Genomic DNA, 14201 nt, shown 5'->3' on the forward strand with positions numbered 1-14201 from the left:
TCCCCCAGTATTACAAAATTTTTACTAGCTTTTAAGAATTGTATCACGCGTAGTAACCCCTTACAAGAAAATTTTTCAAAACTTTCTTTCCTCATTCTGGTAATTAGCAAGATGGCTATGTGCTGCTTTTTATGCTGCAATATTTCATTTCCGGTTGGTGCTGGGAATGATTTTTTTATCGGTAAATCGGCATTCGCAACCCGTTAATTTTGCCGGAAACAGTTGCGGCTTCCTTCATACCGGACCAGGCCGGGCACAAAAGAAGCCGCTTCCGTTCTTGTAAAGTTTTATGCGTTTCCTTTTTCCACTGCTTCCTGGACGGTTTGCAGCCCATTTTCGCTCCGGGTTTTGCGGATCAGGCCGACAAGCAAATAGACAACCGGGGTCATGATGATCGAAGCTGCGAATTTAAAAATATACTGGGTGAGAATCAGCGTTCCGATCATCCCGGCCGGCACCGTTCCGTAAAAAGCAATCACGATAAAAATAGACGTATCGATCAACTGGCTGAACATCGTGGAAGCATTGTTGCGCAGCCACAGTTTTTTCTACCGTGCCTTATTTTCAGCTTATGAAATACAAAAACATCGAGATTTTGGCTGACCCAATACGAAATCAGGCTGGCCAACACGACGCGGAAACTGCCGCTTAAAATCGTTTTAAAGGCATCCTGGTGCTGAAAAGAAGGGGCAGCCGGGAGATGGATGGCGGCCACGATAAAAACCAGGGCAAGGATTTGGGTGAGAAAGCCTGCCTGAACCGTTGCCCGGCCCGCCTTTTTCCCGTAAACTTCCACTGTAACATCAACAAGGGGATACGTAAAAATGTAAATGATGGCGGCAGCGGGCAGCACAATCGCATCGCCAATATGAAACAGCTTCACAGAAATGATATTCGATAAAATCAGCAGCCCGACAAACATGCCATTTAAGTATGCATTCATCTGTATCCCCCTCACCGGTTATCCACTTTTTCAGGATACAGATCGTGATGCATCAGGCGAAAATGGGCCATATCTTCATATTTGGTGCCCGGTTTCCCGTAATTGCACCACGGATCAATGGAAATGCCCCCGCGCGGCGTAAATTTTCCCCACACTTCAATGTAGCGGGGATCGAGCAGCTTGATGAGATCGTCCATGATGATATTGACGCAGTCTTCATGAAAATCGCCGTGGTTGCGGAAACTGAAAAGATACAGTTTCAGGGATTTGCTTTCAACAATTTTTTTATCCGGTATATAAGAAATATACATGGTCGCAAAATCCGGTTGTCCGGTAAGCGGGCACAGACTTGTAAATTCCGGGCAGTTGAATTTTACAAAATAGTCACGGCCCGCATGCAGATTGTCAACCGCCTCCAGCACCCCGGGATCGTAATCCGCCGGGTATTTTGTTTTTTGGTTGCCTAGCAACGTCAAGTCCTGCAATCCTTCTTCCTGTTTTCTTCCAGCCATAAAAAAACCTCCTATCAAAAATTGTTCCCGCCATTTTTTCCAAGAGAGGCGCAGACCCGTGCCTGAATAAGATGAAAAAAGCCATATCCCGTATGGACATGGCTTTTTGATCCATTTATCCATAGTTTTTTATAGAGGGTTTGCTATGAACCTCATGCTTATGCAACTGTTCAATACCTGGTTCCGAAAATCTACATAAAGCTATATAATAATATAGTCTATCTAGATATCCGAATGATTCGCTCCTGAAAACAGGTCCTGGTTGAGCCAGTGAAACAGCTGTACACACAATTGCTCTATGCCGGGTAAGGCGTTCCTTACCATTTTAGAAAATGATGCGGCGCCTGTAAACCCTTTGAGCTGGAGAATCTTCCATTCAGCCATCTCGAAACAAGAAATAAACAGTAATCCGTGCCGGCCCCGAATAAGAGGACCGTCATGATCGAAGTGGCCTGGGAATCCACTGTAATGATGCCTTCTTTTGCAAGAATACCCAATATCGGCCCGATTGCCCCGTAAGCAAATATGACACCGATGAGCGGGACAAGCGCCAGAATCGGCGACCGATACAATACAATCAGCAGCACGAGCACAAGCATCACGGTCGAAACCAGCAGGGTGATATCCGCTTTGCTAAAAAGCGACACCGCATCCGTGGAAATGCCCGCAGGCCCTGTGAAGCGGACATGCAGGCCGGCATCCGCCAGTTTCTTGTTCAAAACGGCTTTCGATTCGAAGGATGCCACTCTCTTCTTCAATTCTTTCAAGTTATCGGAAAGTTCATCCGTCCCTGCATTCTTTTTCAAAAATACCGGCGTGGCAATCGTTGTGACGTCTTTTGAAGCCTGGCTGCCCAGTACCTGCGGCGGCATTTTTTCGTACGGTGGAATAAAACTTTGTGCGGGAAGCGGGTTTTTCTTTAAATCCGCGTACAATTTAGCAATCGTTCCGTAATCCTACTGCGAGAGGCCGCCTTCGCGGTACCAGGCGATAAGAAGCGGCGTGCCTGCATCCGGAAACTGTTTTTCGGCCACCTTTTCAGCCCGGGCGGACATGGCTGAAGCCGGCAGATTTGCTGCGCTGTTATCCGTTACTTTATTCACATTCGGAAAAACGGCAGATGAAACGGCCAAACAACCAAATTGGGCGGGCAGTCCCATGCCGGGAGCCGGATTTGAACCGTATTTTTGAAAGCGAAAGAAAAGCCTGCCTGTAAAAACAGGTTTTTCCGGATAAAAAGCGGGAATAGTGCCCTTGTTCTATTCGCTTTTTGGCATGCTTAAAATCATAATTGATTGAAAATTTTTCCGCATTCACTTATACTAAACGCATCAACCTAGTTCTTTTGGAAGGGGTATTTTTCTTGGAACGAAATCATACGATTCTGCAGTTTTTTGAATGGAATACGCCGGCAGACGGCAGCCATTGGAACCGGCTGAAAGAAATGGCGCCTGAATTAAAGAAAACCGGGATTGATGCCGTCTGGCTTCCGCCGGTGACAAAAGGGCAGTCAGACATGGACAATGGTTATGGGGTATACGACCATTACGACCTTGGGGAGTTTGACCAGAAAGGCACCGTCAGGACAAAGTACGGGACGAAACAGCAATTGCATGAAGCGATCAGCGCCTGCCATGAGCAAGATATCCAGGTCTATATCGATGTCGTCATGAACCATAAAGCGGGCGCGGATGAAACCGAAGCTTTCCAAGTGGTGGAAGTCGACCCGATGGACCGCAACAAAGAAATTTCCGAACCGTTTGAAATAGAAGGCTGGACAAAATTTAATTTTACAAACCGGAAAGATAAGTATTCTGCTTTTAAGTGGGACCACACCCATTTCACCGGCGTCGATTATGACAACCGGACAGGGCGGAAAGGCATTTTCCGCATTGTCGGGGAAAATAAGCATTGGGATGAGCATGTCGACAACGAATTTGGAAACTTCGACTACTTGATGTACGCGGACATTGATTACAACCATCCGGATGTCAAAAAAGAAATGATCGAATGGGGAAAATGGCTGGCCGATACGGCTGGTTGCGACGGCTACCGGCTCGATGCCATAAAGCATATCAACCATGACTTTATCCGAGACTTTGCCGCTGCTTTAATGGAACACCGCGGAGACCAATTTTATTTTGTCGGCGAGTTCTGGAACCAGCAGCTAGAAGCGTGCCAAAAATACCTCGACCATGTCCAGTTTAAAATCGATTTGTTCGATGTTGCGCTTCATTATAAATTGCATGAAGCATCCAAAAAAGGGCGCAATTTTGACCTCACGACCATTTTTCAAGATACGCTCGTCCAAACACACCCGCTGAATGCTGTTACGTTTGTTGATAATCATGATTCACAGCCGAACGAATCGCTGGAATCATGGGTGGACGACTGGTTTAAGCAGAGCGCCTATGCTTTGATCCTGCTGCGGAAAGACGGTTATCCGTGCGTCTTTTACGGGGATATGTACGGCATCGGCGGCGACCATCCGATTCCCGGAAAAAAAGGCGCCCTTTCCCCGCTTTTATCTGTCCGGCGGGAAAAAGCATATGGCGAGCAGGATGATTATTTTGACCATCCGAACACCATCGGCTGGGTACGCCGCGGCGTTCCGGAGATGCCGCATTCCGGCTGTGCCGTCGTCATCTCAAACGGCGAGAACGGCGAAAAAAGAATGCTTGCCGGAAAAGAGCGCGCTGGCGAGGTTTGGGTAGACGCCACCGGCAACCGGCAGGAAAAAATTACAATTGGCGAAGACGGCTATGCGGCATTTCCGGTGAACGGCGGCAGCGTCTCTGTCTGGGTACAGGAAACGGGCGAAAACTAAGGAGGGGCACTGTTCCATGTTCCGGAACGGTGCTTGTTTCATTCTTTTTCCCAAATTCAGTCGCTGGCATGCCCAACCAATGTGCGGCATCGTTCCCCGCCCGCTTCCAGGTCATTCCCGGATTTTTTTTAGCGCGGCCTTTCGGATGAAGCGTTCGACGCCTATTTTACAAAGGACAAACCGGTTGTTTTTGCCTTCCATGGCTACGAAAGCCTGATCAAAGACTTGTTCTTTGATCGTGCAAACCGCAATCTGCATGTGCACGGCTACCGTGAAAACGGGGATATCACGACGCCGTTTGATATGCGCGTGATGAACCAGATGGACCGGTTTGATCTTGTAAAAGAAGTGGTGTCAAGCCTGCCCGATGCATGCCGGCATGCAGCCCTCATCAGCGAAATGGACGGCATGCTGCAAAAGCATCACGCGTACATCCGCGAAGAAGGCAATGATCTGCCGGAAATCGAAAACTGGCAGTGGCAAGCGGTGAACTACCCACCACTTATCAACCTTACGGTTTGATTGAAGTGGGGGCTTCTCGACTTATCGTTGCTTTTACTAGCCAACGAAAACTGACCGAGCTAACCCTCTTGTTCCAAGAGTTTTGTTACTTATGATAACGCTAATAAGCGTAATCCCTCATTTTTGATATTGATTGCTGAATTGTGATCGCGATCTAATACAAAGCCGCAAGAACATTTATATACACGTTCAGATAATGGCATTTCTTTTTCCTTGCCGCAACATGAACACTTCTTAGTGGAGGGAAACCACTTATCAATTTTCACAAGTTGTTTCCCCTGTTCTTTTAGCTTATACGCTAAGAAAGTAGTGAACATCCCCCAGCCGTTATCATGAACGCTTTTCCCAAAGTGAAGGGCTTGAGACATCCCTTTCATGTTCAAGTCCTCAATCACGACAGCATCAAAGTTAGAAGCTAATTCTTTTGACTTATGATGAAGAAAATTCATGCGTTGGTTCGCCACTTTCTCATGTAATTTAGCCACTACTAGTCGTTGCTTGTTCCAACGTGCAGAACCTTTCTTTCTTCGAGAAAGAATTCGTTGTGCTTTTGCTAATTTATCTAAGGCTTGCCGATAGTAACGTGGGTAATTGGCTTTCTTACCCTGTTCACTCTCGACATATAGACCATCCATAGCAAAATCCAAACCAACAACTTTCTGTATTTTAACTGGACGAATATCTTTCTCATATTCTGTCAAAATTGAAATGTAGTACTTGCCTGTCTTTGTTTTAGAAATAGTGCAAGATTTGATTTTATAATCAGCAGGTATCTCTCTATGCTGTTTCATTTTTATTGGCTTTTTGATTTTTGGCAGTTTGATATGACCATTTTCTAGCTTAATATTTCCGTTGACCATATTAGTTGTATAGGATTGTTTTGCTTTACGATTTTTGAACTTTGGAAAATCCGCATTTCCTTCAAAGAAATTCTTATAAGCAGTCTGTAAGTTCATTTGTGCATTTGCCAAAGCTAAAGAATCCACTTCTTTTAGGAATGGAAATTCACTTTTATATTTTGCAGGAGTCGGAAACTTTTGCTTTTTAAGCAATTCTTTATCATCCTTGAACTTTTCATACGTTTCTTTGCGTTCAGCTAACATCTTATTGTAGACAAAGCGAACACAACCAAATGTCTTAGCTAATAATGCGGATTGTTCTTTGTTTGGTAACAAACGAAACTTGAAAGCTTTGTTTTGCTTGGCCATATCAATTCACCTCACTTTGTGCGGAAAAATTTCGTATATATTGATTATATCGTAAAAAATCCGTACAATCAATATGAGGTGATAATCATGAGAGAAGAGAAAGAACGTGTAGAAATTCGTATGCCTAAGACGATATTAGAAAAATTGGAGCAATATCAAAAAGAAAATGGGATTCCAACTAGAACAGCCGCAATCTTAGAATTGTTGAGAAAAGGATTGGAAAAATAACTTTGGCTAAAGCCAACCGAAATTCATCTCCCACCTACTCATTGGTGCGATTCGCACCTTCACATTCCTTGAGGATGGGAGACTTCTTTCGGAAAACCGTTAAATCTTACATCATGCGGGTGATAAAATGGAGCTAAGACAGGCATTGCATCAATTTTTCCTTGAAAAAACATGGCAATTGACGGAAGACTGGTACGCATCGCTCGACAAAAGCACCGTGCAGGGGGTTTATGCGTCCACCGACCCCGAAGTGGTTGCAAAACTGAAAGAGCAAAACCACGATTTCCACGTCCAGTTTTGTGAAGTGTTTTTAAAAGATGAAGATACATTTTTACACCATTTTGAAAAGTGGGTAATGAACGTTGCACAGGATGAAGAGCATCTTTCCACACCGAACCACTTTATTTTGCGCGAGTTCTTCCACACGCAGGAACAATATCTCGATCTGTTTGATTCATTTGTTGCAGCCCACGAGGGAAAATATACATACGAGGAACTGAATTTTTGGAGAAGGGCGATCATCCGGACATTCGAACATGTCATGCTCAGGTTTATGAAAGAAAACCACTATTATTCCTTAAAGCGATTGGAGTCCCAGCAGGAAATGATTAAAGAGCTGAGTTCCCCCGTCATTATGGTCGGCAAAAATACCGCGCTGCTGCCGCTTGTCGGGGAAATTGATTCCAACCGTGCGAAAATTATTCTGGAAAAAACACTCGAACAATGCGCAGAAAAAAGCGTTCTCCTTCTGTACATTGATTTATCCGGCGTGGTCGTCATCGATACGATGGTCGCCCAGCAAATTTTCCGGCTGATTGAGACGCTGCGGTTAATCGGGGTAAAATGCATTCTTTCCGGCATCCGTCCGGAGGTGGCGCAAACTGCCATTCAATTGGGCATTGATTTTAATGACGTAACGATCCACTCAAAACTGGAACTCATACCGGAATGATGGCGTTTTTTCAGCCATCCGGGCATCCCGTTTTGGAAAATAGAGATCCGGGGAGGAGCCCCCCTTTGAAACGCAGCCGTCCCGATATGGTTTAAGAAAATTTTTCTTCTTGCTATTTTAAGTCCGTGCTGATACGATAGAAGAGCATGATTTGGAAAGCATATATAGAGCATCAGGAGTCTTTCCAAGCAGATAATTTTGGCCAGTGGAGTAAAGGCATCGGTGTGCCGGGCCAAATGCCGAATCGGCAACTTTTGGTTGCCTTATTGATTGAGTGGGAAACTCAAATTTTATAAGTTGGTTACTTTACAACCGGTGCTTGTGCACATCAACTTGTGAAACGATCAATAAGAGTGGTAAAAGTAATTATTTGCTATATAGACTCTGATCCTATAGGAATATAAAGCTTTCTTCCATATTGTCCACGGACTTTTATGGCAGGCATATATCTGTTTATGCGGATATGCATGCTTTTTTAGGATGATGATTTCAAGCAAGTGTTGTGCGCACGTATGCGGATTGCACTTGCTTTTTATTATGCAAAAATTCTATTTGAAGGAGACAGAAGAATGGGAAAAGCGTTGATTATCGGGGCCGGCGGCGTGGCATCGGTCGCTGCGCATAAATGTGTCCAAAACAGCGAAGTCTTTGAAGAAATCTGCATCGCAAGCCGCACGAAATCAAAATGCGATGCGTTAAAAGCAAAGCTTGACGGCGGAAAAACGAAAGTGACGACTGCACAGGTCGATGCCAATCACGTCGATGAACTGGTTGCTTTAATTGAAAAAGTGAAACCGGATGTCGTCATGAATCTGGCGCTGCCTTACCAGGATTTAACCATCATGGAAGCCTGCCTTCAAACAAAAACAAACTATCTCGACACCGCGAACTATGAGCCGGAAGACACGGCAAAATTTGAATACAAATGGCAATGGGCATACCGCGAACGTTTTGAAGAAGCCGGCATTACCGCCCTTCTCGGCAGCGGCTTTGACCCGGGCGTAACAGGCGTATTTTCCGCTTATGCCCTGAAACACCATTTTGATGAAATCAATTATATTGATATTTTGGACTGCAATGCCGGCGACCATGGCTATCCGTTCGCAACAAACTTCAACCCGGAAATCAACATCCGCGAAGTTTCCGCCAACGGCAGCTACTGGGAAAACGGCAAATGGATCGAAACAAAACCGATGGAGATCAAACGCGTGTATGATTTTCCTGAAATCGGCGAACGCGACATGTACCTGCTGCACCATGAAGAGCTGGAGTCGCTTGCCGCAAATATCCCTGGCATTAAACGGATCCGTTTCTTCATGACGTTTGGCGAAAGTTACCTGACACATTTGAAATGCCTGGAAAACGTCGGCATGACTTCAATTGAGCCGATTGAATTTGAAGGCAAACAAATCGTGCCGCTGCAATTTCTGAAAGCTGTGCTGCCGGATCCGGCTTCCCTCGGCCCGCGCACAAAAGGGAAAACGAATATCGGCTGCATTTTCCGCGGCAAAAAAGACGGCAAGGACAAAACCTATTACCTTTACAATGTGTGCGACCATGAAGCCTGCTACAAAGAAGTCGGCTCGCAGGCGGTATCGTACACAACCGGCGTGCCGGCGATGATCGGCGCGATGATGCTGATCCAGGGCAAATGGGACAGAAAAGGCGTTTATAATGTGGAAGAGTTCGATCCTGATCCGTTCATGGAAGCTCTGAACAAATGGGGCCTGCCGTGGAAAGAAAGCTATAATCCGGAGCTTGTCGACTGATGCGATTTGAAGAACTGCCGACGCCTTGCTATGTAGTTGATGAACAAAAGCTCGAAGACAATTTGAAAATTTTAAACGGCGTGATGAAACGGACCGGGTGTAAAATTGTTTTGGCGCAAAAAGCTTTTTCGATGTTTGCTTTGTACCCGCTCATCGGCAAATACTTGAGCGGGACAACAGCAAGCGGCTTGTATGAAGCGCGCCTCGGGCATGAGGAAATGGGGAAAGAAAACCATATTTTTTCCGCCGCTTACCGTGAAGATGAAATCGATGAGATCGTCTCGATTTGCGATCATGTTATTTTTAATTCATTTTCACAGCTTGAGAAATTTAAAGGCCGCGTGATTGCAGGCGGGAAAAAGGCGGGCCTGCGCATCAATCCGGAATGCTCGACACAGACCGGGCATGCAATTTATGACCCTTGTTCGCCGGGCTCGCGCTTCGGCGTGACGCAGGAACAGTTCCGCCCTGATCTTCTGGACGGCGTAACCGGCCTCCATTTCCACACGCTCTGCCAGCAAAATGCGGACGATCTGGAGACAACGCTGAATGCCGTTGAAGAAAAGTTCGGGGAATGGCTGCCGCAAATGGAATGGATCAATTTCGGCGGCGGCCACCATATTACGAGGGAAGGCTATGACATTCCCTTGCTCGAAAAATGCATCAAGCGGATGCAGGACAAGTACGGTTTGGAAGTCTACCTTGAGCCGGGCGAAGCTGTTGCTTTAAATGCCGGCTATCTTGTCACGACAGTGCTTGACACGGTGAAAAACGGCATGGACATCGCGATCCTCGATACGTCCGCCTCGTGCCATATGCCGGATGTGCTGGAAATGCCGTACCGCCCGCCGCTCATCGGGGCCGGGGAGCCGGGCGAAAAACCGTATACGTACCGGATTGGCGGCCAAACATGCCTCGCCGGCGATACGATCGGCGATTATTCCTTCGATAAGCCGCTTAAAGAAGGCGTTCGCCTTGTATTTGGCGATATGGCCATCTACACCATGGTGAAAAATACCACCTTTAATGGCATGCCGCTTCCGGCCATCGCGATCCAATATAAAAACGGCGACTGCGCAATTGTCCGTGAATTCGGCTATCACGACTTTAAAATGAGACTCGGGTGAATACCTGCATTACCCGGGCTAAGTGGAAACAATATAGACGAGGGAGAAAAGCGAAACCGCCGGCAGCCTATCCGTGGCTGATGATGCTTTCTGCTGCAGATTACCGGAAAAAGACGGTTAACACGGACATTTTGCAGGAACTGGAGGAATGGGCGATGAATGGGTAGGAAGTGCTTGACGCAATCAAAGAGTGGGAGAATTTGAGTGCCAATCGGGAAAACAAAGTATTGTACGAAGCCCGGCTGAAATTTTACGCGACCAGCTCGCGAATATCCGCGGTGAAAGAGAGGAAGGGCTCAGAGAAGGGATTCAAAAAGGAATTGAAGAAGGGGTACAAATAGCAATCAAAAAATGCTGAGCAAAGGCACCCCACCCGAAACGATCGCAGATATGCTTGATTATCCGCTTGAAGAAATCAAAAAAACCCAGCGGGAATTAGAGCGGGGTAGCTAACTGAATCGCGCACCCGCCGCTTCCAAACGCAAGGGGGCTTTTCCAATGCCGGACTGGCGGCGGAATGGCCCCCTTTGCTATCTTGGTTGCATGCTTCCGGCTTCCCTTTTTTCCACAACATTGTTATAATAATATTTGGAAGCTTCCAATAACCTGGGGTTTCCGGCATGCCCATACGCAAACCCGGACAGCTATCTTCTTTAGTATTTTTACTATTTGAAGCCATTAGGTGTTCTTTTTGTGTTGCCTGAATTTCAATAAATGGAGGGATGGCAATGAAAAAGCGGGCAATTGTGTATTGCGAAAACCAATTTGGCACAACAGATGGCAAAACAGCAAACGGGCTCATCCGTGAACCCGGGAATTACACCATTACTGCCGTCATTGACAGCAGCAAACACGGGCAGGATGCCGGCATGCTCCTCGACAACAAATGGAGCGGCATTCCGGTTTGCAAAGACCTGGAAGACGCGCTCAGCCACTCCGGCCCGAAACCGGATGACTTCATTTTCGGCATCGCGCCGGCGAACGCCTTTTTAAAGCCGGAAGAAAGAAAAGTCATCCTGCAGGCAATGGAAGCCGGATTGAACATCATTAACCCGCTCCAGGAATTCTTAACCGATGATGAAGAAATGGCGGCCCATGCAAAGGCTTGCGGTGTCACGATCCGCGATATCCGTAAACCGCGGCCGAAAAAAGAATGGACTTTGTTTACCGGAGAAATTTTGAAAATGAACACCCCTGTCGTTGCCGTGCTCGGGACAGACGGGGCCTGCGGAAAACGGACAACCGCCAAATGCATTGAAAAGGCATTCATGGAAAAAGGCTACCGCCCGGCATTTATCGCAACCGGGCAGACAGGTTTGATCCAGGGCGCCAAGTACGGGTTTGCGATGGATGCTTTCCCGCTCCAATATTTAATCGGCGAACTGGAACGCGAAATTTTGCGGGCCAATAAACAAGAACACCCGGATATTATCATCGTGGAAGGCCAGGGCGCGCTCAGCCACCCGGCATATGCAAGCTCAACCGGCATTTTAAAAGGAGCAAGGCCGCAAGCAGTCATTTTACAGCACGCCCCGAAACGAAAATATTTATCCGATTTTCCATTTGCCGAAGTGCCGAAAGTGGAAGATGAAATCAGCCTGATTGAACATTTCGGAAAGACAAAAGTCATCGGCATTACGCTCAACCATGATGGAATGGCAGACAGCGAACTGGAAGACACCATCCGCCGCTATGAAGAAACTTACCATCTTCCGGTTACGGATGTTTTAAAAACCGGCACAGACAAAATCATAAACGCCCTGATCGATTTCTTCCCTTCCCTGAAAAAGGCAGTGGTTTCCTGATGGCCGTTCTGCCACGGGTGGAAATCAATCTGGAGAAGATCCGGCATAATGCGAAAACATTAAAACAATTATTCGGGAGGAAAGGAATCAGCATTACAGGCGTTGTGAAAGGTGTCGCAGCCGATTTAAAAATTGCCGGCACCCTGGTGGATGCAGGCATCAAAAGCCTCGCAGACTCGAAAATTGCAAATATCGAAAAAATGAGAAAAGCGGGAATCAAGGCAGATTTGATTTTGCTCCGTGCCCCCGGGATCAGCGAAGCGGAAAAAACGGTCCGGTTTGCGGATATCAGCATGAACACGGAGCTGGATACGATCCGCGCATTATCCGCTGAAGCGGTGCGGCAACAGAAAACCCATAAAATCATCCTGATGGTGGAAATGGGAGATTTGAGGGAAGGCATATTATTAAAAGATGCCCCTGCTGTGATCAGAGAAATATTAACCTGCCCCGGGATTGAACTGGCCGGAATCGGGACAAATTTTGCCTGCTTTGGAGGCGTGCTCCCGACCGAACAGAAGATGCAGGCGTTTTCCCGGTTTGTCCATGCCATGCAGGAGCTGTTTTCCCTCAAACTTCCTTATGTTTCCGGCGGCAACTCCGCCAACTACAACTGGGCCGTAAAAACAAAAGACGCCGGGGCCGTAAACAATGTGCGGCTCGGCGAGTCCATTTTGCTGGGCCGCGAAACATCAGGCGGGCATACCATTCCGTCTTTATATCAGGATGCCTTTTGCTTTGTTGCCGAAGTCATCGAATCAAAAATCAAACCTTCCGTGCCGTATGGGACAATCGGCAAAAATGCATTCGGGGAACAGGTCACCTTTATCGACAGGGGCAACAGAAGGCGGACGATTGTCAGTGCAGGGCGGCATGATGTGCTTGTTTCAGGCCTTACCCCTGTCCGGCCGTTCCATATCATTGGCTCAAGCAGCGACCATATCATTTTGGATACACAAAATGCGGTTCTCGTGCCGGGCGATGAGGTGAGATTTTATATGGACTACGGCGCGATGCTGAGAGCCATGACGTCTCCGTATGTTTATAAAACGTACGTCCATGGTGCGGCCACAACCGAGCCTTACAAACAACAGTTTCTGCTTTCGCGCGGAACAAAGCAAAGCCGGCCCACAGAAACCGAAAAAAGCCCCGCCAATTAAAGAAAAGGCAGGCTACAAAAACGGCAGCCTGCCTTTTTTACTTCGTTATAATGATGTCTTCCGCACGGATATCACTGCCAAAATATGGCGCCAGATTTTTGTTGTAATCACTTTTGAAAAAGCCATTGTTGTTTAACTTCGTAATTTCTTTGTTCATCCAATTGAGGAGCGATTGATTCCCTTTTTTCACAGCAGGGGCAATATATTGGTTCGGCCCGAGCGTTTTAATGCCAACCGTATAATCCGGATGGTTTTTCACCCAGGCATACAGGTAGGAATTGTCGTCCGCCAGTGCAACGGCCCGCCCGTTTTTAAGCGCATTGAACTGTTCTGTTTTGGAATCGTACTTTTGCAATTTCACATCTTTTTGTTTGCTTGTAAAATAGGGCTTGCTGAATAAGCAAAAGTCCTAGACTTGGTAAGGATACTGACAGCTTTGGCCGAACTTTAAATGCAAGGGTTTTATAAAAAATGCAGGAAAAACTTTGCACTCTAAAGCTGATTCAACATACAGAGAGGACAGAATAAAGCATTTTCGCAGATGCATTCTCCTATGATATTGAGGTAGAGCTTGCTGACAAATCAGATACAAGCCATAATCGGATTCGTTCAGCAAGCCCTAAAATAGTTTTCCGCAGTGGTGCCCTTGTTGACGATCAAAGACTTGCCTTTTAATTGGCTGACACTTGTGACCGGCTTTTTCTTCGGTGAAACAACACCGATGGAAACTTTCATGTACGGCTTGGCAAAATCAACAACTTGCTTCCGTTCCGGTGTGACTGTAAAATTCGCCAGAACCAGATCCACTTTATTTGATTTCAATGCATCCACACGGCTGTTGGCATTCACTTGCACGAATTTCACTTTTACGCCAAGATCTTTGGCAACTTGTTTGGCGAGCGCAACATCATATCCCTGGCGTTGCCCGTTTTTATCGACCCATCCGTATGGCGGAAGATCGCCGAATACGGCAATTTTGATCGTGCCGTTTTTCTTAATGGCTGAAACACTGGACGGATTGCTGCTTGAAGAATTGCCGGAACTTTTGCCGCAGCCTGCAAGCGCCAGCGACAAAATTAATAAAAATGCTGAAACCAAACCAAACAAACGATGCTTCTTCATGGTCTAACCCTCCAAAATATTTTTCT

The 14201-nt window shown here is 46.6% G+C and carries 14 protein-coding genes and 2 pseudogenes; 9 read left to right on the top strand and 7 right to left on the bottom strand.

Features of this window, described 5'->3' with window-relative positions:
• Positions 1-287: 287 nt before the first annotated feature.
• The 4 genes and pseudogenes from NSU00_RS15605 to NSU00_RS15620 form a co-directional block, all read right to left on the bottom strand.
• A pseudogene (locus NSU00_RS15605) lies at positions 288-943 on the bottom strand (queuosine precursor transporter).
• A gap of 11 nt (positions 944-954) precedes the next feature.
• Entirely contained in the window at positions 955-1455 is a 501-nt protein-coding gene (gene queF, locus NSU00_RS15610; protein ID WP_017553497.1) for a preQ(1) synthase, read from the bottom strand.
• A 317-nt stretch (positions 1456-1772) separates the two neighbouring features.
• Complete coding sequence (locus NSU00_RS15615; RefSeq protein ID WP_340703884.1) at positions 1773-2390, bottom strand: MMPL family transporter; 618 nt, start codon at positions 2388-2390, stop codon at positions 1773-1775.
• 21 nt (positions 2391-2411) lie between these two features.
• Positions 2412-2588, bottom strand: a complete 177-nt coding sequence (locus NSU00_RS15620; RefSeq protein ID WP_328196832.1) for a hypothetical protein — start codon at positions 2586-2588, stop codon at positions 2412-2414.
• A 230-nt stretch (positions 2589-2818) separates the two neighbouring features.
• On the opposite strand from NSU00_RS15620, the gene NSU00_RS15625 reads away from it, so the two are divergent.
• Together NSU00_RS15625 and NSU00_RS15630 are read left to right on the top strand one after the other, a co-directional pair.
• Positions 2819-4282 (top strand): alpha-amylase, encoded by a 1464-nt coding sequence (locus NSU00_RS15625; protein WP_340703885.1) that lies wholly within the window; start codon positions 2819-2821, stop codon positions 4280-4282.
• A gap of 144 nt (positions 4283-4426) precedes the next feature.
• Positions 4427-4804 (top strand): annotated as a pseudogene (locus tag NSU00_RS15630) (phosphoketolase family protein); the annotation flags it as partial.
• Between the two features lie 89 nt (positions 4805-4893).
• On the opposite strand, the gene NSU00_RS15635 reads toward NSU00_RS15630, so the two are convergent.
• Positions 4894-6012, bottom strand: a complete 1119-nt coding sequence (locus NSU00_RS15635) for an RNA-guided endonuclease InsQ/TnpB family protein (RefSeq protein WP_014095882.1) — start codon at positions 6010-6012, stop codon at positions 4894-4896.
• 87 nt (positions 6013-6099) lie between these two features.
• Between NSU00_RS15635 and NSU00_RS15640 the strand changes: the two genes are divergently transcribed.
• The 7 genes from NSU00_RS15640 (at position 6100) to NSU00_RS15670 (ending at position 13053) form a co-directional block, all read left to right on the top strand.
• Positions 6100-6240: a ribbon-helix-helix protein, CopG family gene (locus tag NSU00_RS15640; protein ID WP_003352379.1), complete on the top strand. Its 141-nt coding sequence runs from the start codon at positions 6100-6102 to the stop codon at positions 6238-6240.
• A 127-nt stretch (positions 6241-6367) separates the two neighbouring features.
• Entirely contained in the window at positions 6368-7192 is an 825-nt protein-coding gene (locus tag NSU00_RS15645; protein ID WP_340703886.1) for an STAS domain-containing protein, read from the top strand.
• A 569-nt stretch (positions 7193-7761) separates the two neighbouring features.
• The gene (locus tag NSU00_RS15650; RefSeq protein WP_013860852.1) at positions 7762-8961 is read left to right on the top strand and encodes a saccharopine dehydrogenase family protein; all 1200 of its coding nucleotides are present in this window, start codon (positions 7762-7764) and stop codon (positions 8959-8961) included.
• Positions 8961-10088, top strand: coding sequence for a carboxynorspermidine decarboxylase (nspC, locus tag NSU00_RS15655; protein ID WP_340703887.1), 1128 nt, complete (start codon positions 8961-8963; stop codon positions 10086-10088). The genes NSU00_RS15650 and nspC overlap by 1 nt, the downstream gene beginning before the upstream one ends.
• Entirely contained in the window at positions 10085-10255 is a 171-nt protein-coding gene (locus NSU00_RS15660) for a hypothetical protein (RefSeq protein WP_235801247.1), read from the top strand. Before nspC ends, NSU00_RS15660 begins: the two co-directional genes overlap by 4 nt.
• A 561-nt stretch (positions 10256-10816) precedes the next feature.
• On the top strand, positions 10817-11893 hold the full coding sequence (locus tag NSU00_RS15665) for a DUF1611 domain-containing protein (RefSeq protein ID WP_013860854.1): 1077 nt from the start codon (positions 10817-10819) through the stop codon (positions 11891-11893).
• The gene (locus tag NSU00_RS15670; RefSeq protein WP_326242726.1) at positions 11893-13053 is read left to right on the top strand and encodes an alanine/ornithine racemase family PLP-dependent enzyme; all 1161 of its coding nucleotides are present in this window, start codon (positions 11893-11895) and stop codon (positions 13051-13053) included. The genes NSU00_RS15665 and NSU00_RS15670 overlap by 1 nt, the downstream gene beginning before the upstream one ends.
• 37 nt (positions 13054-13090) lie before the next feature.
• Here the strand turns inward: NSU00_RS15670 and NSU00_RS15675 are convergent, their stop codons facing one another.
• Positions 13091-13408, bottom strand: a complete 318-nt coding sequence (locus tag NSU00_RS15675) for a hypothetical protein (protein WP_445684494.1) — start codon at positions 13406-13408, stop codon at positions 13091-13093.
• A 254-nt stretch (positions 13409-13662) separates the two neighbouring features.
• Positions 13663-14175 (bottom strand): transporter substrate-binding domain-containing protein, encoded by a 513-nt coding sequence (locus tag NSU00_RS15680; protein WP_340703888.1) that lies wholly within the window; start codon positions 14173-14175, stop codon positions 13663-13665.
• Between the last annotated feature and the right edge of the window lie 26 nt (positions 14176-14201).

The organism is Weizmannia sp. FSL W8-0401, assembly GCF_038009125.1.
Lineage (GTDB): Bacteria > Bacillota > Bacilli > Bacillales > Bacillaceae_C > Weizmannia > Weizmannia coagulans.